The following is a 24,199-nucleotide window of genomic DNA, read 5'->3' on the forward strand; positions in this document are numbered from 1 at the left end:
CTTGAAGAAGACCCTTAAAGGGATGATGTTTTCCACGGACCTTTACAACGTTATGCTTGTGATTCCGACCGTCTATTGGAAATCGGTAGGAGTTGATGGCGAAGGACATGAAGTGAGCCCAGACGGCGCTTTGGCCTCATGTTCGGAATATCGGCTGTATCTTTCGAACAAACAGTCATATACTCCAAATGGTGGAGATGAAGTCACGGGCATGCACGCAAACGGCCATACCGATGGATATGGTAACACAGGAAATGTGAAGCCATATATCGCCATAGGGGTCTATGAAGCATATGCCACATCAGACTCAGAGTTGGTGTCGCAGAGTGGCAAAGTGCCTACTGTCAACAAGACATTGGCAGAATTCAAGACCCTAGCCGGTAATAACAACACAAATATTGGTAACACAGGATCATACTCACTTTGGGGTTACGACCAATGGCAGTTGTACAAGATGATGGCATTTACCATCATGGGTACCGAGAACGCCCAAGGAATGATCGGTCGCGGATTGGCCACCGGTTCGTTCAATAGCGGATTCAGATCAGAAACAGGAACAGTGGATACCGCGGGAAGTTATTTCGGAACATATCTTGTTGAGCCCAGCAGGACCACCGCATCCAAGCTGCTACTGGAGAACACCTGGGGAAGCGTAGCCGAATTCCTTGGGGACGTGAAAGGAACATACCATGATTCAAAATATCGTTTAGTGTTTGAAGCAGAAGAGATAACAGCAGAAAAAATCATAGAGAGTTTCAATAACGCGACGAGTGGATGGTATTCTAAAACATGGCTCAGAGATAATCCCCTCTGGGGTTGCTTGGGTTGGTTCGATACAGGAAATTACACCGGGGCGGATGACCAGATGTCCTTGGATATAAGTGGTGACAGAATAGCTATATCCTCACCTCAAACCGATAAATCAGTCCGTGTCGGAGGAGCACATAACACCACGGGTAACCGTGCCGGACTCAGCACCCTATGGATGGATTCGGTCATATCAGAAGCGGATTCGATTACCGGCTCGCGCATCATGTATCTGATGGATGCGGCAGCCGTTGAGGTGAAGGTCAGTGTTTCAACAACACATGTGGAAACCGCTAGTTTGGCAGTTACCAAGAAAGTTGGTTCGGACACACCGACTAATGTGGCGGATCCGATCTATGTAGGAAATGATGCAACTCTTGCGATGGTTGATAACAATATGACCATCACTGATGGCGATACCGTATACACATACACAGTAACCCCTGCCTCCGGAAAGTCGTTCAATTACTTCATGGACGAACTCAATGACAGAATCCAGGTTAGCGGAAAGGTCAGGTCGATGGTCCTGAAAGCCGTTTGCGGTACACCTGAAGTCGTTTCCGTCATACAGGCCGCCGGAGGAACCTTGACGATACATTATAGAAGCGATGCGACCGTGACTCCGGGAACTTCCGAGTATTCTGTCCAGGACAATGTGCTTACGATATCGACTGGTAATAACATCAATCTGACGGTCACGGCCACACCTAACAACGGCGTCCATTTCGGTATGTTCCTGGTGGGGCCTTCGAATGCAATGGTTCCTCAGACAAATACAGATTCGGTGGCTATCACGGACGCTTATACTAAGGATAACCCCTTGACGATAACCGCGGCCTTCGTTAACTACGTCTACGCTTTCAAAGGCGATGATTACACCATCAGCTACGTTTCGAAATCAGGAACACAGACAATCTCCAACGGCAGTGTTACGAACGAGTCACCGATCCCGGTCGTCTATCAGACCGGTACCGTCGAATTGACGATAACAGCTGAAGACAATCATCTAATCAATAAGGTCTATGCCGGGATAACAGAATTGACCGAATCCGCTAACAAATACACAGTAGGTCCATTGACTTCCGACACTTACGTTACGGTCCTGACCGATAATGACAATACTGTAACTTTCACAAGAGACAGTGTGAAGATCGAAACCGAGCATGAGGCTAGCAATCTCTATCTGCCGACCGAAGTGGTCGTCACTCCTATCGATAACCTTACAGACGGAGTCCTTGAGAGTATCAAGAACAGGGCTTCACTGAGCGTTGCGATCCTTGGAAAGTCGGACGTCCGCTTGAACGTCCCCACGGTGCAAACAGTCCCCATTCCGGTGGCGGCATTGACATTATTCAAGGGATCTAACGGAGACCTGTATATCGATTCCCTCAATGCGAACCTGGTATTCACCAGAGCTGCACTATCGGATATCGGAGAAGCTATCGAAGCGGGAGTGGGCGATAATTCGATCATGATCGATCAAAATTCGGCGCTGTCGGTATCTGCGATTTCGACCAGTGCGCCTGAGGCATATTCTTCTTTGATACCTCATAGCCAAGTCTTCAATATCGATGTGGCGGTGGTCACGGATACCGTCACCTATCACATCACATCAGAACTCGGATCGCCTATGACGATAGAGCTGGACCCGACAGCCGGTTATAGCAAATATTCCATACGTTACCTGGACGGAACAGGGGGCATGGAGAGGCTGCATTCCAGCAACTGTACCTTCGATGCAACCCTCTTCGGCCTGTATGCGATCGTTGAGGAATATACCGTGCGTTTCGATACGGCCGGTCTGGTTCTCAAAGATAGCGTCAACGTGGCGAGAGATTCTACTCTGGATCCCGGCTCGCTGATGGCTGCCGGCTACACATTCGCCGGATGGTATAAGGATCCGACATTCGACACTCCCTGGAGCGAGCAGAGTATCGTGTCCGTGGACAATATGACGCTATATGCCAAGTGGAACGTCTGGACCCTGACCGTTACGTTCGAACCGGGTACAGGATCAGGTACCATGGAACAACAGACAATCAGGTACAGCGATGGAAGCAGGACCTTGAATCCCAATGCTTTCACGAAAACCGGTTACGTGTTCGACCATTGGACTTCCGATACCGAAGAGACGTACGATGACAGGGCCGACATGTCGGAACTGATCCTTGCGGTCGATTCAGAGATCACTCTCGCAGCCGAATGGAGAAAAGCCCCCGTGCCGCCGTCACCCGTCAACCCCAATATCTACGAGGCGGTCAGCGACGACGGGGAATTCAGCGACAAAGAGGTGTCCTCCATCATCTCGCAGATGAAGAACATCGCATCCTATAGCAAGACGCCGATTCTGAACGTCACCGCAGAAGGGCGGATCCATCTGACATCGGAGCTGTTCGACGCCATGATCAATTACGGTGCGAAGTTGGTGTTCAAGGACAAGAATGTGACCATAGACGTTCCCTCTAAGACTCTGGCCGGTATAGGCAAAGGAAAGGATGCAATCCTCATGGTGGACACCAAGGACATATCGGAGGTCTACGTCCTGAAGGACAGGGACGGTGAGGTCTACGACATAACCCTGGTGGTCAACGGTCAGACCTACAAGGAACTATTCGCCGAGCCTATAGACATCTCCATCATATGTGACGACCTGAAGGATGTCGACAAGGATCTCACGGAGCTGTTCTACGTCAATGGTTCCGTACTGGAGAAGGTGGACATTACCAAATTCGGCGATATGGTCTGGTTCTCGGCTCCGCATCTGAGCCGTTACGCCCTCGTGTACGATAGAGGCGCCACAGTGTCTGTGAACATAAGCGGCGGAACGGTATCCGACCCCGGGGACGGATGGAAGTACAGCGGCGGATACTACTCGAAGAAGTTCGCGGTCGGCTCCACCGTGACGGAGATACTGGACGACCTGGGATCAATAAGCAAATCCTGGTCCGTCAGGATGGGTCAAAGCTCCACATCCGACGTGTTGGAAGAGGGCGGGATGACCATCGTAGTGAAGTGGGTGTCCCTCGCGGACATCCTCCTCGTGATCTTTGTGGTCATCGTCGCGATCCTCCTGCTCTTCATAACCTTCTACCGGAAGGGAACCGGTCGGAGGAGCTGAGACCGCAAAAACATCCGGACGGCTGAGGTTGGGCCGTCCGGATATCAAACCTCTTCCCGAAACCGTGACGGATCGGCTGCATGGTAGTTGCCGTAACAGCTCATGGGCCATGGACATCTTTTTGAGTTTACTTTAAATACGACTGTGCCGATAAATCATTATCCCGATAAGACCCATGAGTCGGCTGCTGGAGTGTGGCCATTACGGCTCATGGGCGAAGGATACCTTCTTCGCTATCAGCTCGTAATAACTGTCCTCGTTCGATTCGTACTTAGAACGGATGGAACCTGCGACGAAATCCGCCAGCTGGACACATTTATTGTCATGTGACTGGACTTTCTTTACGGCCTTTATATTGCGTCCTTCGAGTCCCTGTTTCGCAATTTCGGACAGATCCCCTATTGATACGCCAAGGTTCTGGTCGAAATGGAATATCACATCCCTGGTCTCAAGCGCATCATTGACCAGAGGCATCAACAGTCTGACAGCTTCTTTGTATAGTCTCTTCCCACGGACATCCATGTAGCCATCGGAATCCTTATCGATGCATACATAGACTATGTTCAACGGCAGCCGACAAGCGATTCCAGAATCTCTTCCTTTTCATCCATGAATGAATTATAGAATTTGATCTCATGACCGGGCTTGAACGACTTCCTCCTGTTCTTGACCAAATCAATGGTCTTGAAGGCTGGCTTCAGGTCCCTGACACGTCTTGATACGATTGCGGCCATTATGAAGAATCTATCCTCCGAGCCCAGATTGCCGGATTCGTCTATGGCCACTATCGAAGTCATCTTATCCCGTCACTGAACAGGCTTCTCCTTGTTCCTGATCATCTCGCGGATCCTGTCCACTTCGCCCTTGATGTCGCTGGATTTCAGGAAATCTTCGATCTTCTTTTCATGACATAGTATATCGCGCTGGCTCGCGAAGAAATACATCAACGCTATCTTGATGAAATCCTGATGGTTCTTGAACTGCCTGGTCCTCTCGATGACCCTGTTCATCTGCTCCAGCAGCATATATGGGAAGACCACCAGGATGCTTATGCTGTCCCTGCCCATCTTCGCAGTGGCTTCGTAGTCCTCACGGATGGTCTCGATGTAGCTTTCCAGCTCTTCGTAGTAGACCGCCTGGCCCACTTCCCTTGATACCTTGCGTTCCTCCACCGCATCGAGAATGAGCATCTCCCTCGTGCATATCTCCGTGTAGAACTTGCGGCATGCATCGACCACGACGTCCGGACGAGATGCATGGGTGCTGCCTGCGAAGGCATCCATGGATCTGCACATATTATCGGTGACCCTAATCATTATGCGCGTTTTGGCCTCTTCACCCATGTAATCCCTCGCTAACTATCTATTTCAATATGATAATGGATTGATTTACTTTTAAACCAGATGTCTAGTATAAACTAACTTTATATATGCATTTTGTAATCTATCACTTACAAAATATAGGAGGTTAAAAGTCATGGTTTACATGGACGAATGGGAATACCATCTCTGGTTAGAACTGCACAAGAACGAACTTACGGCCTTACCTGAGGACGATCAAACCGCTTCTCAGGAGGTGCCTTTAGAGGAGGAGCCCTGAATGACCACCAGGATCTCGACTCCCGAAAGATGTATCGAGAAGTACATCAGGGAGAACAAGAAGAGCTCCAAGACGGAAACGTACGACCAGTACAGGACCGTCCTGACCAAGATGGCTAGGGACCTCGAAGCAGCCGGTTTCGACCCTCTGCCATACTACGTAACGGAAAAGGCCGTCAGATACCTTCTGGATGAAATCTGGAAGGATCTCGAGGTCTCGACCAGGAAGTGGCATACACACATTTTCTCAAGGTATCTCCGCTTCTTCGGAAACAATGTGATCGTCAGCATGGATATTCGCTGGCCCCAAGACATGCGCCCCAACGTGGATTGGCTTACCGATCCTGAGCAGCAGAAGCTTCTGAACGCACCCAAGACCATCCTCGAAGAGGCTGTGATACACTTCGAGCTCAACCTCGGACTCCGTATCGCGGAGGTCTGCAATCTCAAGCTCGACTGCATCAACTACAGGATGAGGACGGTTGAGGTCCTCGGAAAGGGTCACGGAGAGGGCAAATGGAGATCCGTTCCTTTCAGTGAGGACACGGAGGACGTCCTGAGAAGATGGATGGAAGAGCGTCAGAGGCTCGTGGACCGCGTGAGGGCATTCAACCCCTTATGGCAGGATCCAGGCAACGTTTTCATCTGGTGCCACTACAAGTACAAACCCCAGGCCGGAGCCTACTCCGATAGGGGTCACAGCCTCGACCGCGGAGTTATACACATCGTGCGCGACCGCCTCGGAGTGGAGTTCACCAACCACACCCTCAGGAGGACATTCGGCCGCACCATGTACCATGCCGGAGCGCCTATAGAATCGATCTCAAAGATACTCGGTCACGAGGACATCGTTACCACCCTGAAGTACCTCGGGATCAACCTCGACGACATGCAGGCCGCCATGGATCTGCACGGCGATTATCAGAAGAAGATTCGTATGGGAATATTCCAGAAAGGGGGTGTCCAGCGTGTTTAATCCGTTCCCAATCAGGGAGTGGGGACCATTTCTATCCAGCATCTTCGGAATTTGGCGACTTACCGGTCGGGAATTCCTCTTATCCGGTTAACCAATCAAATAGAGTATGGAGAAGCCTCATTCGAACCACAATTCTAAAGCATCTTGTATTGATGATTCGAAACAGAACGAGTTCAATTTAAATATGACAAACGATAATGGATACATATCCAAGTAAGACCCATGAGTCGGCTGCAAGTGAGCAGCCATTATGTCTCATGGGCAATGGATATCTTCTCTTCGATTACAGCCATATACTGTTCATCGTTGTTTTCGTACTTCTCACGGATAGATCCTGAAATGAAATCCGCTAGCTGCACCGCTTTGTCGGCGAAGGATCTAACTTTCTTCACAGATTTGACATTACGGTTCTGAAGGTTGTTGTTCACAGCCTCGATCAGATCCTTCATACTGATGCAGAGATTCTCGTCGAAATTCAGAGCAACGTCATTGGTCGTAAGTGCCTTTCCGACCAGAGGGAGTATCTCTTTAATGGCTGCCTTATACAAATCACAGTTGTGCGTATTGCTGTACAACTTGGATTTCTTCTTATCGATAACGACGAAGACAATGGAAACAGAACTCTCTGACAGTGACTGAAGCACCCTTATCCTTTCATCCGGATAGGAATTGCTGAACTTCACTTCAGGGTCAGAGCCTTTGGCGCTGTTCCTCTTCTTTCTCATCTCGTCTAGAATTTTGAATGATTTGTTCAGATCGTTTGTACGCTTCACAATCAGAGCTGATAACACAAAGTACGTGCCCTGGGAACCAACATTCCCGGATTCATCCAAAGATGCTGTAGAAGTCATTCCTCACCTTGATATTAGAAAAAATGGAATTGGTAGATATTGCTATCGTGAAGAATTCACGAATTCTTCTCTTTCAAAGCTTGTCTGGCAACCTTGTCCTTCTGATACTCTTCCCAGGCTTTCTGCTCAGCAGCTTCAGGGTCCTCAATCTCATAATCATCACGGTATTTCTCTTCGTATGATCTGAGCCTGTTCTCTATTTCCTCAGCCTCGAAATCATGGCCGACAAACTACTCGATTGGAACAATCCCGGATAAGGTCAAGGAAAGCTTCGTCGAGATCGAGTACTATCCCAACAAATCGTTCACTGTAGAGGTTGACGATTGAGTTGAATGACGGTTTGCTTGCTACCGATCCAATGAGAGCTATTCGCTCCGAACTGACCTCGTTGGGCTCACGAAGTCAGTTTGGACAGCAGTGTGCTGACCTCATCGTCGCTCAGACCGAGATAATCCGTGCTAGCCGATTCCACAGCTCCTATAATAAACAGGGGTTTAGAAGATTGAACAATATAATGACGCGAATGTCAGTGCCTGTGAAAATGGATGAAGTGATCCGCCGGGATCCGACCCGGCGGAAGTTTTGATCAAAGCAGTTGCATGTAGACCTTGGTGTCCAAGTACTGTTCGTATTCGATTCCGTCATAAACGATCGTACCTTTGGACTTCAGGACGTAACCGTTGTAGACGTAGAGCTTGTAGTCCCTGTAGTTCTCACCGTTCAAGGTGTAGATCTTGACGTTGAGTCCTCCGAGCTTACCGTTGGTCACCTTTTTGCTGCAGTCATGATAAATGTCCTCATCGAAAACTTCCAGGGCAGTGGCGAGGGCCACATCCTTATCGACCGTTCCCGTTGCTTCCATGGCGGCAGTAACCTTCACCTGGACTTCTCCATCCTCTGTCCAGACCTCCTCGGTTGTCACCATGTGGACTTGAGTCCCCGCCCTGTCGACTTCGACCTTCAGCTGATAGGATCCGTCGACATCCGATACCTCCTCGCCATCATAGGTGATCCACAGGTCATTGAATGCGAATATCTGTCCCGGCCTCTGCTCGAATGAGCCGTCTATGATGTACAGGTCTCCCTCTACATAGACGGAGACCCCTTCGGGAATGGCTGATGGATCAGTGTAGTCTATCGGCAGATACACGTCGGGGGAGAAGTAATAGAGACTGAATGATGTCATGTAGGACTCCTCTGCATCGATGCCCACAGTCACATCGCTGCCGGAAACCTTTGTCAACACGGTTGTCTTCTCCATTTCAGTGTGACCTCCGGCCACCAACTCGAATGTCAATCCTTCGTTGAGATCTGAGGATGCCAAAAGGGTGTAGTCCTCGGTATTGTCCACCTCGTAGTACACCAGATAGGAATATCCTAGACATGCGACCACGGCGATGGCCGCCACGGTCAGAGCGACTGATGATTTCATGCCCTATAATCGGGGTTCGTTATTTTATCATTTCATCATCTTTTTTTATATCTACGAAACGATGGAAATAGGATAACATGACTGGTAAAGGCGGAAGACACGTTTTCGACATGCTGGGGATGACCCGCGTGGTCATCATCGACGGCGAGGTAGCGGAGATAGGACAGTCCGAATTGAGATTCTGCCCACTGTTCAAGAAGCTCTGCGGCATGGAGGACATCTCCCCGGAGAAGATCCGCGAGAACGTGGAGTTCCGCATAAGGGACTTCGGTTTCTGCACCGAGAACAGGGTGGTCCGCGCCAAGGACTACGTGACCTTCGGCGTATCCGAGATCCTAAGCCTTGCATTGGAGAAAGGGGACATTGACGCTGCGGTCATAGCGGCGGATGGATGCGGCACGGCGATCGTCACCGAACCTGCACTCCTCCAAGGTCTCTGCGGAAGGATATCCGGACTTGTCGAGACATCACCTCTCCAGGTCGTACTGGATGCCGTAGGCAGGGACAACGTCCTGGATCCCGATACGGTACCGCTGGACATGGTGAAAGGGGCCGCGTTAGCCGATTCCAAGGGATTCATGAAGTTCGCCGTAACCATCGCCAGAGCCGATGATGCCAAGACCCTAAGGGATCTTTACGGTGATCGCGCACTGATCGTCGGTGTGCACACCAGTCACACCAACTGTAGGGGCGCCAAGGTCATGTTCGATAACTGCGACATGATAACGGCCTGCGCATCAGAACCTATCAGGAAAGAGGCAGAGGCCAGGGACGTCCTTGTGGCAGGGAACAAGATCCAGATCTACGGGGTCACCGACATCGGTAAGAGGATGGTGCTCGACAAGCTTGTCTCCATCGGCAGAGAGCCCTACAAGGGCGAGCCGAAGGAAGAGCCCAGACCTCTGATCAACTGGCACCGATCAGGACATCAGACTGGGGTTAAGGGCCATCGCTATGAAGTAGACCACGTAGATGGCCAAGAGGACGAATCCTGACCTCCTGTCAATCCTATTCTTGAAGCGGACTATCAGGAACATTGTTACGGCCAGGAGCATCATCATCGGCATATGGAATCCGACCATCGACTGAGAGATCGGTATGTCAACCAACGCTGCACCGATGCCAAGCACGAACATTATGTTGAATATGTTGCTACCAACGATGTTCGCGACGGCCAAGTCCGCTTCTCCACGACGGGCGGCCAGAAGGCTGATGCAGATCTCCGGCAGCGACGTTCCGATGGCGACGACGACCAGACCGATGATCATATCGGATACTCCCAGGAGATGGGCCAGGTCCTTCGCTCCCTCGATGAAGTACTTCGCGCCGAAGTACAGAAGCACCAGACCGATGAGGCACAGAAGTAAGAGCACCGATGTACGGAGGGTATCGATGGTGACCTCCTCCTCATAGACCGCACGGCCTTCCTTGTCCGCCTTCTTCTTCTTGAAGACGACGAACAGGAACACGAACAGGGAAAGGACCAACGGTATGCCGATCATGGAACCGATCGATCCGAGAAGACCGAGACAGCAGAGGACGGCGCTCGCCAGGAGCATCACCCATATCTCCAGCCTCATGTCCTTGTAAACTGCGGCCATCGGGCCCAACACGGCCGCCAATCCGATGGCGAGCCCGACATTGGCAATGTTGCTTCCTACGACGTTCCCTATGATGATCTCCGGATTGCTCGTACTCACGATGGATGTGATTGCCTCGGGCGCTGAAGAACCGAACGCCAACACGGTGAGACCAATGACAAACGGGGCCACTCCCAGGTTCAAAGCCAGACCCTTTGCTCCGCGGACCAACCATTCCGATCCGAAGTATAACATCACGGCACCTGCGATGAGGCATATAGCAATCCAAATCATGACCGGTCATACACTCCAGAATATAACACATTCTCTGAGACTGTACCATGTTATTTCCGTATCATCGCTTGTACACGACCCATCTTCCCCTGGTACCACCAATATGTATATGCACTGAGAGGGTTCCTTATGCATCCTCGGATGTCAAGACAGAATATTGAAAAAAAACTGGCCTCTGAGTTGAAAAAGTATCACATTACCAATTTCAATTATTATAACAAATCCTTGGCCGAAGCCACGGGTTTGGGTTTTACTTCTTCTTGCTGTACATGAGAAGAAGGGCAGAGTTGACCACGACGGCCACGGATCCCACGTTGTGCACCAGCGCACCGGTGACGGGGTTCAGCACCGCCAGCATGGACAGCCCGACGGCCAGGAAATTCCAGCACATGGAGAAGGCTATGTTGAACCTGACCTTGCCCATCATCTTCTTCGATATTCCGGACAGATGGGGTAATAAGTCGAGACCGTCCTTGACCAGGACCATGTCCGATGCATCCGCGGCGATATCCGTTCCAGTGGAACCCATGGCGATGCCTACCCACGCCTTCTTCAAGGCAGGAGCGTCGTTTACACCGTCACCGACCATGCAGACCTTCCTTCCTGCATCCTGCTTATCCTCTATGACGGCCACCTTGGTCTCCGGGGTGCAATCGGCCCTGTATTCGCCGATTCCGGCTTCAGAAGCCATATGGGCCGCCGCACGGACGTTGTCCCCGGTCAGCAGCACGCATCCTATGTCCATGAAACTTAGCTCGTACACGGCATCCTTGGAGGTCGGACGGATGGAATCCGAGAATGCGACGAAACCTGTGAACGCCCCGTCCTTGGCAACGAACACGACTGTGCTGCCTTTAGAGTAAAAACTCTCGGAAAGCTCGGATGCGTCGGCCGGGATGGTGATTGCGGCCTCCTCCATCATCCTAGCGTTTCCGATGTGGACCTTGGAACCTTCTATGATCGCCTCGATTCCGCGCCCTACGGTCATCTTGAAAGTATCTGGTCTTGAATGCTTCACCCCTCCTTCGTTCGCGAAGGATACGAATGCCTTCGCGAGCGGGTGCTCGGATCCAGATTCCGCTGATGCGACAATCGAGACGAAATCTTTCTTGTCACCCACAGAATAGACCTCCAGGACCTTGGGCCTTCCCTCGGTTATGGTACCAGTCTTGTCGAAAGCAACGGTATCGACCGTCGACATCCTTTCCAACGAATCCCCGTCTCTGACCAGGACTCCGCGCTTCGCCAGGTTCCCAATTGTGGCTACCACCGCGGTGGGGGTAGCGAGGATAAAAGCACAGGGGCAGAACACGATACAGACGGTGACCGCACGGTAGATGTCGTTGGTCAGGAAGTACGTAGCAACGGCAAGGACCATTACAATCGCAACCAGTGCCGTGGCCCACTTGTCCGCGACTCTTACCATGCGGGTCTTATCCGCATCCACAGATGAGACCATCCCGACCATCCTCTGGAAGGATGAGTCATCGGAGGTCTTCTCGGCGATCATGTCGAAGGACCCCATCTGATTGATGGTCCCGCTGAACACATTGTCACCCACGAGCTTGTCCACGGGAAGCGACTCACCGGTGATAACCGACTGATCGATCGAAGTCTCTCCTGCTACAACCCTTCCGTCCACGGGAACGGCCTCGCCGGGCAGGACCCTGACGGTCTGACCTATCACGATCTCCTCCACGGGGACCTCGGTCACATTATCTCCGTCCACTATCCTTCCGATCTTGGGGGACATGCTCTGCAGAGCCTCTATCCCCTTATTGGCCTTGGCAGCGGAGAAATCCTCGAGGAATCCACCGATCTCCATGATCAGGGCTACCTCTCCCGCTGCGAACCATTCTTCTAGATAGAGCGCTGCGACTATCGCGATTGCTACGAGAACGTCTGCCTTGATGTCGTGGTGGAGAATCAGACCAGTGACCGCGTCCCAAAGGATGGGCGCACCGCAGACTATAATCGCTATCCATGCCGAATCCGCAGGGAATGCCCCAGGATACAATATGGACAGCACCAATGAAACTCCGGCGACGACTAGCACTATCAGGGAGCTCTTCACGTCGTCCTTGACAAAATCCAGTATCAGGAGGAGAATCGCCACCAATCCAACGATCGGTATTTCCCCTCTGAAGACCACATACATCATCACAATGCCGACCATGGCATTGGAATCGATCTCCTCGCCCGATCTAATTCCGTCTATGATGTATGTCGCAGATAGTAATCCGCACAGTATATACAGGCTGACGTCTGCTAATCCGTCCATTGCCTCGCTGTGTACGAGAAACGGTATAGTGGACATCACCGCCAACAGCAGTAACACGATGCGTCTAACATTACTGTTCATGAGGCCTTCGGAGAGACTCATTTTATCGAAACAGTAACATCTATTCCGAAGATTAATAACCTGACATGCTCCCAGGCTAGCGTGTATAAGGAACAAAATATCGTGATACCTAGGTCGCACGAATTGGCATACGTTAACACCTCATGTTATCGAAAAGGGATCCGTATTACCGGCATTATCCGCTGGTAATACGAATCTAAATGGTTTATGTTGAAAGTATTACTGTTCTACGATGGAATAGTTGATGGGATCCCCGAACACGGACATCTCCTTAGCCTTCTTTTCCATCAGATCTACGCAGTCGGGATCGCAGTAAAGCGCCACATCCTTTCCGTTCAGGAGCTGCGATACGCAGGACTCGAATCCACCGAAGAAGAAGTCCACGGTGATGTTGGCGTAGGACACTGCTCTGCGGACCTTCGTACCATAGATGCCGACGATCCTTCCCTCCCACTTCTTGGCGTTGACGGTCTCCTGTGTGATCTCGCCGCTGAAGGGGATGATCTGCATGGTACCACGTGCCTTGTCCGGGACCATCTTCGCGATGAGCTGGGGCTCGGTGTGCGGATACGGTGCCGGATCCTTTCCGCGGAGTGCGGAAAGGGTGTTGTTCATTTGAAACATGGAAGGTGGCAGCAGACCTGCCGAGTATGATAGTTCTGCATCCGAATAGAAACCTTCCTGGGTTCCCGAATAGATCTTCTCTGATTTCCTCAGGACATGGATTTCATCGGCCCACATGTAGGCGAGATCGACATCGTGAGTGGACAGGACGATATCCGTTCCGTTGTGGTGCAGCTGCTCCGCAAGCTCCATGAGCTCTAATGCCATCTGTGGATCCAGACCGGCAGTGGGCTCGTCCATGATGAGGATCTCAGGGTTCATCGCCAGCGCTCCGGCCAGGGACAACCTCTTCCTCTGTCCGTAGGATAACTGAAGGGAGTTGGAATCCCTCTTCTCCCAGAGACCGACCTGCTCCAAGGCCCTCTTGGCCCTCTCATCGACCTCCTCCTTAGAAAGACCGATGTTCTTAGGTCCGTACTGGGCATCGGCCAATACGGTCTGTCCGAAGATCTGGTCGTCAGGGTTCTGAAGGACCACCGCTACATGGGAGCATAGCTCGCGCTTGGCCTTCTTCTTGTAGGACAGCGGCTTGTCCATGTACAGGACGACTCCGGATGCAGGCTCAACCACACCATTCAGATGATAGAACAGAGTGGACTTTCCTGCTCCGTTACCTCCGAGGATGGCCGTCTTGACACCTTTCTTGATAGTAAGCGACACATGCTGTAGGGATGGTTTCTTGCTGCCCTCATAGTAGAACGTTATGTCACGGGTCTCCAACAATGCCTTCTCATCGGTCACATTACCACCTCCGCCTTGATTCCGAACTTTTCAAGCGAGCGGATACGTTCCGACGCCATACTGACCATCGAATCGTCGCAGTACAGGGTAGAGTTCTTACCTTTGACCGCATCCTGCATACACATCTCCAATGCATCGTACATGTAATCGATCTTGACGTCGTTCTTCTGAACGAACTTCTTGGCTGTGTATCCGTAAGCACCTACCGCTCCCTCGGCAGTAACGGGCTCGGTCCCGTCCTTCACGGACACAATCCTGACCTTTCCACCGACGGATTCCTTCGGAGCCATCTTGGAGATGAACTGACTGGTCGTGCGCGGATACGGCGCCTCAGAGAGGTTACGCATCTTAGAGACGTAGGAGTTGACAGAGAACGTGTGGGGCCTGGCCAGACCTGCATAGGCAGTCCTCTCGGCATCGGTGAAGTAGGGTTCCGGTTCCCCGGAATAGACCAGATCCCCATGGTTGAGGACGATGATGTCCTCCGCCCAAGAATAGACGAGATCCACGTCGTGCGTGGACAGGACCACCGTTGTTCCCGTGCAGCAGAGCTGATCGACCAGCTCCATTACCTCACGGGCCATCTGGGGGTCCAGACCGGCGGTGGGCTCATCCAATACTAGGACCTTCGGTCTGACTGCAAGTGCTCCGGCGAGGGACACACGCTTCTTCTGCCCGTATGAGAGTTGTGTGGAGGGACGCATGCGGAAATCCGTCATCCCTACCATGTCGAGCGCCTCGGTGATGCGTTGGTCGACTTCCTCTCTGGGAAGCTCCATGCTCATGGGGCCGAAAGCGACATCCGATTCGACCGTTGACGAGAATATCTGCTCATCCGGATTCTGGACGACGACGCATATGTCGCTGCGGAGCTCCCTCAGGGCAGGTTTGGAATAGTCCAGAGGCTTGTCCTTGTACAGGACCACACCGGACGACGGCTTGAAGATACCGTTGAAATGGTAGAACATGGTGGATTTGCCGGCCCCGTTCGCTCCCAGTATGGCCGTGCGCCTTCCCTCGTTCACCTTGATGCTTATGTTATTTAGGGAGTTCTTCGTCTGCCTGGAGTTGTACCTGTAGGTTACATTCTGCAATTCGAACAATGCCATCAGCTCACCCCCAGGAGTAACTGAGCCATACTGATCCAATCCTCTGTCTGAATGCCGAACCAATACAGTCCTGCCGCGGTGACTACAATCGCGACAAGCCACTTGATACCCATCTTGGCAGGCTCCGTGAACACAGGGAAATAACCGCGATAGTTCCTGCAGTCCAGTGCGATCTGCGACTTGTCGGACAGGTTAGTGGATTGAATGAATATTCCCACGGCGATCGCAGCCACTGTATTGATGGAGGTGCGGGCACCGTTGAATCCCATCCTGCTGCTGGCGGCAGCCCACATTGCCTCCATCCTCTCCAAGAGAAGGAAGGCGTAACGGTAGATCAGCACGACGATCTCGATGAGTTCGACGGGCATGTGGATCTGCTTCATCGCCAAGGACATGTGCGGAATGGGTGTGGATGTTGCGAATGAGAGCATCACTGTGATTCCAGCAGTTCCCCTGAAGAGGATCAGCCATGCTTTGTTGAAACTGTTGACGGTCATGTGGAAGTGCATCCACAGGAAGTCGGTGTCCCAAATGACGGTTGAACCGTCATCGTAGCCACCGTTGACCGAGATGACTCCTGCACCGATAACAAGGATCAGGAAAGCCTCCAGGATCGCCAGGAATATAATGAATGGAATCTTGAAATTCGTAGAATACGCCATGAGGGCCAGTCCAACCCCCATCGTAATGAATGTCACGAGGACAGAGTTTGTGAGAATGTTCAGGACCAATATTGCTACGACAAACAGGAGTTTGCCCAGTGGTGACCAATTCAACATCCTCGAACTGTAAGCCAATGTGTCCATCTGTGTTTCTTCTGACATCAGTTCACCGTTTGTTTCTAATCGTTGGGGGTACGAGTTGATCGTCGGGAAACACCGATAATGGCACTCGTGATGTTTGGATTAATTATCCAATGTAAGGGTGGCACCACATTAGGGATTATAATAATGTCGAAAAGAAATTGATTTTTAAGAATAATTAGAAAAACGTAATAATATTGGTGGAAAAAAATTACTAACGATATTTCACCAAACACATTTGTCAAGTAAAAAGATAAGTTGTTTACAGAGCGATGCCCGAGATTCGGGTCACCGCTCTGTTGGATTTGCTCATTCTTTCCTGGTGTAGGCACCGATGAAGTATCCGATGATGATAGCTCCGATCGCGGCCTGGAGGGCAAAGAGCATACTCTCGGTCTCACCGGGAAGCTCGTAGTCTCCGAAGATTCCGTTCCACCAGGACTCATAGCCGGGGTCGACCTCTTCGACGATTCCCTCTGCACCATCGTCTGCTCCACCGAACTCCCAGTCCTGTGATGCTCCGTAAGCGAGAACTGCGATGACCAGGAGTGCGATGATTGCGAAACCTGCAATGTAGACTGTCTTAGACTCTGCCATTTTCAGGCCTCCTTTGCTGCTGCCTTTGCGGCGATCTCACCAGCGATGTCGAAGATCTCGGGCTTGTTCCTCATGAGGTAGATACCGAACATGTAGAACAGAATGCACTCGACGACCGACAAGGGGATCTGAGTGAGAGCGTAGTTGGACAGGAAGTTGACGAATGCCTCAATAGACTGCCCGTGGTTGAGTGTCATCTGGAAGGCTGTGACGACATATGTCATCCAGTCTGCGATGAGCGCTGTGATACCAAGGCTGATAGGCATGCTAACTCCGCCCTTCATCATTGCTTTCCAAATGAGTACACCGAAGAAAGGTCCGATGATACCCATGGAGCAGATGTTGGCTCCGAGTGTTGTGAGTCCTCCGTGCGCCAGAAGCAGTGCCTGGAAGATCAGAACGATAGTTGCGAGGAATGCAGTGACCGAGACTCCATAGAGTGCTGCGGAGAATCCTGTTCCTGTAGGGTGTGAGCTCGATCCTGTTACGGAAGGGAGCTTCAGCGACGAGAGCAGGAAGATGAAAGCGCCGGCGAGGGCAACTGTCATCTTCTGCTCGGGGTGCTCGCGAACGAGCTCGATGACTTTCTTGGCTCCAAGAGCGACGAAGGGGATCGCAATGATAAACCACACTGCGCACCAGATCGGGTCAAGGAAACCTTCCATTATGTGCATTTATTTCACCATCCAATGGGATAGTACCAGGACATAGATTCCTAGGTACGTTTTTATCAAATTAATCATGATATGATTATTCGATTGGTCGGTAAATCCAACTATGTAATATTAAAAGGTTAGTCAACTTTAACGCTCTTTTAGGGTTATTTATCTACTATTTTGATAACCTTATCTAATTTTTTTAAGCTATGCCTAAAAATACCATATATAGAATTGACCTTTCAGTCTTTCACTCATATTTCTTAAGAAATTTCTACGGTAGATGGATGTGACTAGTAAACTGTGACCGCCGTCTGATATCTATCGGTTCATAATCCATTACTCATGATGATCTTGGGGTAGAGATAGAACAGCCACAGCATCATGGCGAAACCGCCTATCGCCGTCCCGTATCCCGGTATCAGGCTCAGGGGGATCAGGAGAATCAGAGCGTCGGCTAGCATCCCTGCTACATAGATCTTAGCCTTATTCTTCAGGGAAATATCGGGCACTTTGTAGCTTACATATCTGCGCTCCAGTACCTTCCCCAGGATCATGCCGTAAATGAATCCCATGTATTCCAATACCTTCGTCGTTTCCACATTCCAAACGAACAGAGCCGTCGCGAATAAGATGGTGAATAACGCAACGTACACCAAATCAATGAAAAGATGTCTGCGATCGTTCCCATATGCCCAATCCACCGCCTTCCAGGCTGTGACCGCCGATAATGCTCCGACGGCTAATCCTGCGATGATGTCCAACGGCGTATGGACACAGAGGATCAATCTGGAGAACATCACCAGAGATGTCAGCACGATCATTGAGCACGCGAACCACACGTTCCTGCCAAAAATGGCCGCCGGTATGAATGATGATACGGTCATGGCTGTATGACCGCTGGGTAGCGACGGCCCGTTGGCATGGACTCCCGATACGTGTTCTATGCGCGGATCGATCTCCCAGGGTCTCGGCTGCCCTATCCCGTACTTAGACAGCATCGAGAAGACCATCGCCGGAATGCAGGACAGACCTAGGATTTCCCCCTGCTTCTTGTCGATGGTCCAGTAGAACGCAGCGACTATCATTATCGGCAGCACCAGATAGACGATCCTGGAGGACATTGCTTGGAAAAGGTCCCCCAGAATCGGATATTCCATCCTGAGCTCCTGCAGATGGTACAGCAGCTCGATGCCCGTCCACATCCGTTTCACTTCTTGCCGAACAGACTCTTGACCAGGCTGTTGCCTATTGTTCTTCTCGCGGACCTCGCCATATTGTTCACTGCCCTCTCGGCTGTCTTCTGTGCGGCGCTCTTGGTGGTCTTCTTAGCGGTAGAGGTCTTCGAAGCAGTCGCCTTGGCTGCCTTCTCCTGCTGCTTTGCCTCCTCCTTCTTGGATTTCTCGTTGAGCTTCTGTATCGCCTCATAGGCGGAATGACGGTCCACGGTGTTCCTATATTTCTTGTCCAACGGAGATGTGCGGATCATCTTGTCGTAGCCCTCGCTGTCGAGAGCCTTCAGAGAACTCTGAGGCGGAAGGATGAATGCCCTCTCGACGATGGACGGCGTACCGTTCTCGTCCAGGCATGAGACCAACGCCTCGCCCACTCCAAGCTCCATTATCGCTTCCTCTGTCTTGAACGCCTTGTTCGCACGGAACGCTCCAGCAGCTGCCTTCACGGCCTTCTGCTCGGCCGGGGTGTATGCGCGCAGGGCATGCTGTATGCGGTTGCTGAGCTGAGCGAGGACGGAATCAGGTATGTCCGATGGGCTCTGAGATACGAAGTATATGCCCACGCCTTTGGACCTGATGAGCTTGACCATCTGCTCGATCTTCTGCACCAAGGACTTGGGCGCGTCGGAGAACAGCATGTGAGCCTCGTCGAAGAAGAACACCAGCTTAGGCTTGTCCAGGTCCCCTGCTTCGGGAAGCCTCTCGAAAAGTTCCTGCATCAGCCACATCATGAACGTCGCATAGAGCTTGGGGCTCCTGGAGAGCTTCTCGGAGTTCAGGACGTTGATGATTCCCTTGCCGTCCTTGTCCGTCTGCATCCAGTCCTCGATGTCCAGTGCGGGTTCTCCGAAGAAGAAGTCGCCTCCCTCATCCTCGAGTGAGCGCAGGGACCTCTGGACCGCAGCGAGACTCTGAGTGGACATGTTACCGTACTCGGCTATGTAATCGTCCTTGTTCTCGTTCACGTACTGGAGTACGGCCCTCAGATCCTTGGTGTCGATGACGTCCCATCCCTCGTCCCTGCAGATCCTGAACACGACTGTGAGCACATCTGCTTGGATATCGGAGAGATTCATCAGTCTCGCCAGCAATGTCGCACCCATAGATGACATGGTGGTCCTGACGGGGTGACCGGTGTCCCCATAGACATCCCAGAACCTTGTGGGGAATGCCTTGAAGCTCCAGTCGTCGATGCCGAATCTATCGACGCGCTTACGCATCTTCTCCGTGTCCTCGCCGGCGCGGCAGATCCCACCAACATCTCCCTTCATATCCGCAAAGAATACGGGAACGCCTGCATCGCTGAACGACTCGGCCAGAACCCTCAGGGTGACAGTCTTCCCTGTACCGCTGGCCCCGGTTATCAGACCGTGCCTGTTGGCCATCTCGGGATAAAGGTAAACCCTCTTGTCACTGCTTGCGATCCAGATCTTGTTGTCCGAGTACATGCGTAATCACCGGCGGAACTAATCTTCCGACGGTCTGTGAATGACGTGAAGATAGATAAGTGGTTGCTGTCCGATGATTGATAACATATTTTATGACAAAAAGCACTCTCCAGACCATGACCACATTGATCGTATACTCGGGCGGTTCCAACACCACCGCCGTTGCGAACTACATCGCAGGCAAGACCTCGGGAAAGGCTGTTACTGCAGGAGCTGCAGGGAATGAGGACCTCTCCGCTTACGACACCATCATCATCGGAAGCAGGGTCCACGCCGGAAGGATCCCCAAGGACCTGGTGGAATATGTCGCCAAGAACAAATCTGTCATCGACCAAAAGAAGACTGGATTCTACCTCTGCTGCATGTACAACGATGACAAGGGACAGAATCAGGTGGAGAAGATCGCATCCGAGCTCGGAATCGAAAAATGCATCTTCATCAACAAAGCGAAGAAGGTCGTCAAAGAGGATCCCTCAGCGATCGATTCCTTCGTAGCTGGTCTCTGAAAAACTTACGGCACCTCTCTGAGGTGCCCCTTCGATTACTTCTTCTCCGAATCCGAATGGACCTCTCAATCATCCCACTCCGTCACACCTTCAGAATCGGATAGAGCCGATTTGTGGAAAACGGGTTCCTCGATACCTCTCCGTTTCTGATCCAAGTAATCGTGGTACACCTCCAGAACTGTACGCGACAGTAGGACGAGCACGAACACGTTGGTTATCGCCATGGCGGCATTGAAGGTATCGGATATGAGGTCCATCATGGACATGTCTATTAGGCTGGCGCCGAACACCGTCAGGATTGCCAGTATACGTAGGACCAATATGACTTTGTGATCATCCTTCACGAACCTGATGTTGCCCTCGGACATCGCATACTCTCCCATGAGGCTCGTGAACGCGAAGAAGAACAGGAACAGGCTTATCGTAGCTGCTGCCCAAGATATCATTCGAAAATTGGTGTTTGGCGTTAATATCATTTTCTTAGAGCGAAGCCAGGGTTTGGTGCGGCTCCACGTTTTTGAACGATGAGTACCGCCGAGGTTCGAATGATCGGATTCTTGACCCTCAATGGGCCGAGGGATCGTTCTCGGATAACCTCACCAGGGATCCGATCCTGTCCACTATGCCGTCGATCGCTCCTTCCTCGTATCCGATTGCGATAGCGTCCGTAGGGCACTCCTCCGCACACCTGCCGCATCCCCTGCAGAGTCCTTGATCTATTGTGAATTTACCCTCGACAATCTTAACTGCCTTGGTAAAGCAAATCTCTTCACATGATCCGCAGCCTATGCATTTGGAGGTGTCGAGATCCACCGTGACCCCTTCCATGCGCCTGAATGTCCTGCCTATGGTATCAGAGATATCTCTGGTCACATTCCAAAGGCAGCAGCAGGGACAGCAGTTGCAGATGGTCATCAGGTCCTTCTTGTCACCCGTGCTCAGCCATATGCTGTCCAGCTTGTTCCTGCCAACGATATGGACCAATCCCTCTTTGCCGCACTCGTCGATGTAGGCCACTGCCTCCTCGTGAGTGGCGAGATGACCGAAATCGGAAGGGATCTTATGCACTCCTTTCCCTAGGAAGATACATCCGCGGTCCACGGGGTAATCCTCACACTTACTGGACCTACGGCAAAGACAGAAGTTCATGATGAAGACATCGTTAGCACGCCTGATCAGGGACTTGACCACATCGCTCGGGAGCACTGTGGATTCCCCCGCATCCTCGATCTCGATATTCGCATTCACGGTCTTCCTGACGACGTTGTCCTTCGGCAGGACTATCATGTCATCGCCATCGAACAAGGTCTTCGATATCACCTTGTCAAAGGTCTTGTACCTGCGGGTATACGAAGCCAGCTTGTACCTCCACCCGAAGATGTGCTTGAGCAGCCTGACCGACATGCGGGGAATGATCTCCATACAGACGGTTGCAACCATAATACTAATAAAAACCTGCTCTACGACAGATGACGAATAGGTCAATCTTCTGAACAATACATCCAACCAATGTACCAGCACACGTCTTTTTGGCCCGTTCCCTTAACAATTTTTATATTAACATATGCACGTACGTCTTTAGGGATGAGATGGACGAGATTATACTTTTGACCAGCTTGGCAACTTTCTTGCTGTTGGCCGCAGTCTGTTCCATCATCTTCAACAAAATCAAGCTCCCTCCCCTCATAGGATACCTGATGGCGGGTATCATCCTGTCAAACCTCTGGTCCATCACCGAAATCGGAGAAGAGGTCGTCGAGATCCTGTCCAACATGGGATTGATCATCCTGATGTTCTGCCTAGGTTTGGAAATCAACATGAAGAAGATCCGTAAGCAGGGTCTGTTCGCTATGGAGGTGGCGCTGGTCCAGCTTCCGGTCACTATGCTTTTGGGCATCGTCATTGGTAGCTTCGTGCTCGGACTCACATCCCTCCAGAGCATGGTCATAGGTGCGATAATGTCTGGCTCCAGCACCGCTGTGGTGCTGGCCGTTATGTCCACGCATAACCTCCTCGACAGCGACCACAAGGCCACTCTCATCCTTGTCCTTATCATGGAGGATATCGGACAGGTCATACTGCTGTCCGTGCTCACGCCTATGATGGCCGGTTCTAGCATGGACCCGGGAGGATTGGCTGCGATGATCGTAAGCATCGTCGTGTTCATGCTCGTCAGTATCTTCGCTGGACTGAGGCTCATGCCCCGTGTCATCAACTGGCTTTCGGATAACGTATCATCGGAGGTACTGACCATCTTCGCCGTCGGAATGGCGTTCGGTATGGCGCTGCTTGCGAACTTCGCAGGACTGTCCGTCGCTATCGGAGCGTTCCTCATGGGAATGATGATCGCATCCAGCAGGAAGAGCAGAGAGATCACTCACGATATCGAGCCCATGAAGAACATATTCATGGCCATGTTCTTCATCTCCGTCGGAATGGAGATCCAAATAGAGACGCTGATAGACAACATAGGCATGATCGTGGTGATCTACGGAATGTTCGCCACCCTTATCATCTCCACCGTGTTCCTCGGATATTGGATGGGCAACGAGAACCCCCGTACCGGTTTCATATCGGCGATCAGCCTCGCCGTCATGGGAGAATTCGCATTCATCATCGCCAAGCAGGCACTTGACTACAACGTGATCGATGTTTCCTTCTATACATCGGTCGTCGGAGCCGCTCTACTGTCCATGGTGATCCTTCCGATAATAGCGAAGAAGTCCGGGATCATATGGGACGGCCTTTCCAAGAGGTGTCCTACGCCTTTACGTAAGGCACTGCTTTCCGTTGATTACGTGAAGACCTCAGCATACGCCAGGGTCAACAGGTCCTCCAAGAAGACCAAGAAGGAATTCCAGACCACGTTGAGGAACATCTACATCTACATCGTAGCAGTGGTCGTCATAGAGATAGCGTTCATCATGCTGTCAACATTCTTCGAGGAATGGGGAATGAAATACTTCGGCGGCGGGGCATATCTATGGAGTATGATCGTCCTCGTTCTGAACCTCATCGTGATCTATGTTCCCATCATCAGGATCATCAACAACATCAAGACCATCAGCGTCCTCACCAACGGAGGACACATCCGTAAGTCCTCCAGGACTCAGGCGGACACGTTCATGGAATGGTTCATGAGGTCCAACACGCCCATCACTGGACTGATCGTCTCGATCACCATCATAATCATCATCCCCAACGATCTTGGCATCTGGGAGCACATCGTGGTCCTGATCGTCGCATTGGCGGTGCTGTTGCTTTACAACAGGAAGGCCATCAAATACAGGTCCAATATGGGATCATACACCATGGGTGTCGACGAATACGAGATCGTCGATACGGATATGTTCCTGAAGATGCTCAACGAGAAGGTCCGCGAGCAGGAATTGCTGAACGAAGAGAAGTATTCCGTATCGATAGATACCGGGGATATGAGAGAAGAATGATCCTGCCCGGAGA

At 51.4% G+C, this 24,199-nt stretch carries 22 protein-coding genes; 6 read left to right on the plus strand and 16 right to left on the minus strand.

Annotation, left to right across the window (positions count from 1 at the left end; all coding sequences use genetic code 11):
* The first annotated feature begins 211 nt into the window (after positions 1-211).
* Positions 212-3,925 carry an InlB B-repeat-containing protein gene (locus PED39_00965; GenBank protein WII07793.1) on the plus strand — a complete coding sequence of 1,238 codons (3,714 nt, stop codon included), beginning with the start codon at positions 212-214 and terminating at the stop codon, positions 3,923-3,925.
* Between the two features lie 201 nt (positions 3,926-4,126).
* Here PED39_00965 and PED39_00970 read toward each other — a convergent pair whose 3' ends face one another.
* From PED39_00970 to PED39_00980, 3 genes are read right to left on the minus strand one after another with little or no spacing between them, the layout of a single operon-like run.
* Complete coding sequence (locus PED39_00970) at positions 4,127-4,492, minus strand: DUF3800 domain-containing protein (protein WII07794.1); 366 nt, start codon at positions 4,490-4,492, stop codon at positions 4,127-4,129.
* On the minus strand, positions 4,489-4,722 hold the full coding sequence (locus PED39_00975; GenBank protein WII07795.1) for a hypothetical protein: 234 nt from the start codon (positions 4,720-4,722) through the stop codon (positions 4,489-4,491). The genes PED39_00970 and PED39_00975 overlap by 4 nt, the downstream gene beginning before the upstream one ends.
* 9 nt (positions 4,723-4,731) lie before the next feature.
* Positions 4,732-5,268, minus strand: coding sequence for a hypothetical protein (locus PED39_00980; protein WII07796.1), 537 nt, complete (start codon positions 5,266-5,268; stop codon positions 4,732-4,734).
* A 133-nt stretch (positions 5,269-5,401) separates the two neighbouring features.
* On the opposite strand from PED39_00980, the gene PED39_00985 reads away from it, so the two are divergent.
* Together PED39_00985 and PED39_00990 are read left to right on the plus strand one after the other, a co-directional pair.
* Complete coding sequence (locus tag PED39_00985; GenBank protein WII07797.1) at positions 5,402-5,524, plus strand: hypothetical protein; 123 nt, start codon at positions 5,402-5,404, stop codon at positions 5,522-5,524.
* The gene (locus PED39_00990) at positions 5,525-6,499 is read left to right on the plus strand and encodes a site-specific integrase (GenBank protein ID WII07798.1); all 975 of its coding nucleotides are present in this window, start codon (positions 5,525-5,527) and stop codon (positions 6,497-6,499) included.
* Positions 6,500-6,747: 248 nt separating this feature from the next.
* Here PED39_00990 and PED39_00995 read toward each other — a convergent pair whose 3' ends face one another.
* Both PED39_00995 and PED39_01000 read right to left on the minus strand, forming a co-directional pair.
* Positions 6,748-7,350, minus strand: a complete 603-nt coding sequence (locus PED39_00995) for a DUF3800 domain-containing protein (GenBank protein WII07799.1) — start codon at positions 7,348-7,350, stop codon at positions 6,748-6,750.
* 586 nt (positions 7,351-7,936) lie between these two features.
* On the minus strand, positions 7,937-8,782 hold the full coding sequence (locus tag PED39_01000) for a hypothetical protein (GenBank protein ID WII07800.1): 846 nt from the start codon (positions 8,780-8,782) through the stop codon (positions 7,937-7,939).
* A 77-nt stretch (positions 8,783-8,859) separates the two neighbouring features.
* Between PED39_01000 and PED39_01005 the strand changes: the two genes are divergently transcribed.
* Complete coding sequence (locus PED39_01005) at positions 8,860-9,777, plus strand: DUF2099 family protein (protein WII07801.1); 918 nt, start codon at positions 8,860-8,862, stop codon at positions 9,775-9,777.
* Here PED39_01005 and PED39_01010 read toward each other — a convergent pair.
* The 9 genes from PED39_01010 to PED39_01050 all read right to left on the minus strand — a co-directional run bounded on the left by PED39_01010 (position 9,703) and on the right by PED39_01050 (position 20,231).
* Complete coding sequence (locus tag PED39_01010) at positions 9,703-10,656, minus strand: calcium/sodium antiporter (protein ID WII07802.1); 954 nt, start codon at positions 10,654-10,656, stop codon at positions 9,703-9,705. The genes PED39_01005 and PED39_01010 overlap by 75 nt on opposite strands.
* A gap of 250 nt (positions 10,657-10,906) precedes the next feature.
* Positions 10,907-12,937, minus strand: coding sequence for a cation-translocating P-type ATPase (locus PED39_01015; protein WII07803.1), 2,031 nt, complete (start codon positions 12,935-12,937; stop codon positions 10,907-10,909).
* A 300-nt stretch (positions 12,938-13,237) separates the two neighbouring features.
* Positions 13,238-14,383, minus strand: a complete 1,146-nt coding sequence (locus PED39_01020) for an ABC transporter ATP-binding protein (protein ID WII07804.1) — start codon at positions 14,381-14,383, stop codon at positions 13,238-13,240.
* Positions 14,380-15,492 carry an ABC transporter ATP-binding protein gene (locus tag PED39_01025; GenBank protein WII07805.1) on the minus strand — a complete coding sequence of 371 codons (1,113 nt, stop codon included), beginning with the start codon at positions 15,490-15,492 and terminating at the stop codon, positions 14,380-14,382. Before PED39_01025 ends, PED39_01020 begins: the two co-directional genes overlap by 4 nt.
* Positions 15,492-16,316: an energy-coupling factor transporter transmembrane component T gene (locus PED39_01030; GenBank protein ID WII07806.1), complete on the minus strand. Its 825-nt coding sequence runs from the start codon at positions 16,314-16,316 to the stop codon at positions 15,492-15,494. The genes PED39_01025 and PED39_01030 overlap by 1 nt, the downstream gene beginning before the upstream one ends.
* Positions 16,317-16,604: 288 nt before the next feature.
* Positions 16,605-16,892 (minus strand): cobalt transport protein CbiN, encoded by a 288-nt coding sequence (locus tag PED39_01035; protein ID WII07807.1) that lies wholly within the window; start codon positions 16,890-16,892, stop codon positions 16,605-16,607.
* Between the two features lie 2 nt (positions 16,893-16,894).
* Positions 16,895-17,566 (minus strand): energy-coupling factor ABC transporter permease, encoded by a 672-nt coding sequence (locus PED39_01040; protein WII07808.1) that lies wholly within the window; start codon positions 17,564-17,566, stop codon positions 16,895-16,897.
* Positions 17,567-17,877: 311 nt separating this feature from the next.
* Positions 17,878-18,753 carry a phosphatase PAP2 family protein gene (locus PED39_01045; GenBank protein ID WII07809.1) on the minus strand — a complete coding sequence of 292 codons (876 nt, stop codon included), beginning with the start codon at positions 18,751-18,753 and terminating at the stop codon, positions 17,878-17,880.
* A 5-nt stretch (positions 18,754-18,758) separates the two neighbouring features.
* Entirely contained in the window at positions 18,759-20,231 is a 1,473-nt protein-coding gene (locus PED39_01050; protein WII07810.1) for a DUF853 family protein, read from the minus strand.
* Positions 20,232-20,323: 92 nt separating this feature from the next.
* Between PED39_01050 and PED39_01055 the strand changes: the two genes are divergently transcribed.
* The gene (locus PED39_01055; protein WII07811.1) at positions 20,324-20,737 is read left to right on the plus strand and encodes a hypothetical protein; all 414 of its coding nucleotides are present in this window, start codon (positions 20,324-20,326) and stop codon (positions 20,735-20,737) included.
* A gap of 65 nt (positions 20,738-20,802) precedes the next feature.
* Here the strand turns inward: PED39_01055 and PED39_01060 are convergent, their stop codons facing one another.
* Both PED39_01060 and PED39_01065 read right to left on the minus strand, forming a co-directional pair.
* A complete protein-coding gene (locus tag PED39_01060) occupies positions 20,803-21,183 on the minus strand; it encodes an alanine:cation symporter family protein (GenBank protein ID WII07812.1) in 381 nt (126 codons plus the stop codon).
* Between the two features lie 118 nt (positions 21,184-21,301).
* Positions 21,302-22,159, minus strand: coding sequence for a 4Fe-4S binding protein (locus PED39_01065; GenBank protein WII07813.1), 858 nt, complete (start codon positions 22,157-22,159; stop codon positions 21,302-21,304).
* 167 nt (positions 22,160-22,326) lie between these two features.
* Here PED39_01065 and PED39_01070 point away from each other — a divergent pair, with 167 nt between their 5' ends.
* The gene (locus PED39_01070; GenBank protein WII07814.1) at positions 22,327-24,186 is read left to right on the plus strand and encodes a cation:proton antiporter; all 1,860 of its coding nucleotides are present in this window, start codon (positions 22,327-22,329) and stop codon (positions 24,184-24,186) included.
* The last annotated feature ends 13 nt before the right edge of the window (positions 24,187-24,199 follow it).

The sequence above is a fragment of the Methanomassiliicoccales archaeon LGM-RCC1 genome (genome assembly GCA_030168575.1).
In the GTDB taxonomy this organism is placed as follows: Archaea; Thermoplasmatota; Thermoplasmata; order Methanomassiliicoccales; family Methanomethylophilaceae; genus Methanoprimaticola.

Bases quoted from the DNA above. Each gene is read 5' to 3' on its own strand.
- PED39_00965 (WII07793.1), top strand. From the start codon at position 212: ATGCACGCAAACGGCCATACCGATGGATATGGTAACACAGGAAATGTG.
- PED39_00985 (WII07797.1), top strand. From the start codon at position 5,402: ATGGTTTACATGGACGAATGGGAATACCATCTCTGGTTAGAACTGCAC.
- PED39_01065 (WII07813.1), bottom strand. From the start codon at position 22,159: ATGGAGATCATTCCCCGCATGTCGGTCAGGCTGCTCAAGCACATCTTC.
- PED39_00975 (WII07795.1), bottom strand. From the start codon at position 4,722: ATGACTTCGATAGTGGCCATAGACGAATCCGGCAATCTGGGCTCGGAG.
- PED39_01010 (WII07802.1), bottom strand. From the start codon at position 10,656: ATGATTTGGATTGCTATATGCCTCATCGCAGGTGCCGTGATGTTATAC.
- PED39_01040 (WII07808.1), bottom strand. From the start codon at position 17,566: ATGCACATAATGGAAGGTTTCCTTGACCCGATCTGGTGCGCAGTGTGG.
- PED39_01060 (WII07812.1), bottom strand. From the start codon at position 21,183: ATGATATCTTGGGCAGCAGCTACGATAAGCCTGTTCCTGTTCTTCTTC.
- PED39_01025 (WII07805.1), bottom strand. From the start codon at position 15,492: ATGGCATTGTTCGAATTGCAGAATGTAACCTACAGGTACAACTCCAGG.
- PED39_01035 (WII07807.1), bottom strand. From the start codon at position 16,892: ATGGCAGAGTCTAAGACAGTCTACATTGCAGGTTTCGCAATCATCGCA.
- PED39_01015 (WII07803.1), bottom strand. From the start codon at position 12,937: ATGGACGGATTAGCAGACGTCAGCCTGTATATACTGTGCGGATTACTA.
- PED39_01000 (WII07800.1), bottom strand. From the start codon at position 8,782: ATGAAATCATCAGTCGCTCTGACCGTGGCGGCCATCGCCGTGGTCGCA.
- PED39_01055 (WII07811.1), top strand. From the start codon at position 20,324: ATGACAAAAAGCACTCTCCAGACCATGACCACATTGATCGTATACTCG.
- PED39_01005 (WII07801.1), top strand. From the start codon at position 8,860: ATGACTGGTAAAGGCGGAAGACACGTTTTCGACATGCTGGGGATGACC.
- PED39_01045 (WII07809.1), bottom strand. From the start codon at position 18,753: ATGTGGACGGGCATCGAGCTGCTGTACCATCTGCAGGAGCTCAGGATG.
- PED39_00980 (WII07796.1), bottom strand. From the start codon at position 5,268: ATGGGTGAAGAGGCCAAAACGCGCATAATGATTAGGGTCACCGATAAT.
- PED39_01030 (WII07806.1), bottom strand. From the start codon at position 16,316: ATGTCAGAAGAAACACAGATGGACACATTGGCTTACAGTTCGAGGATG.
- PED39_01050 (WII07810.1), bottom strand. From the start codon at position 20,231: ATGTACTCGGACAACAAGATCTGGATCGCAAGCAGTGACAAGAGGGTT.
- PED39_01070 (WII07814.1), top strand. From the start codon at position 22,327: ATGGACGAGATTATACTTTTGACCAGCTTGGCAACTTTCTTGCTGTTG.
- PED39_00995 (WII07799.1), bottom strand. From the start codon at position 7,350: ATGACTTCTACAGCATCTTTGGATGAATCCGGGAATGTTGGTTCCCAG.
- PED39_00990 (WII07798.1), top strand. From the start codon at position 5,525: ATGACCACCAGGATCTCGACTCCCGAAAGATGTATCGAGAAGTACATC.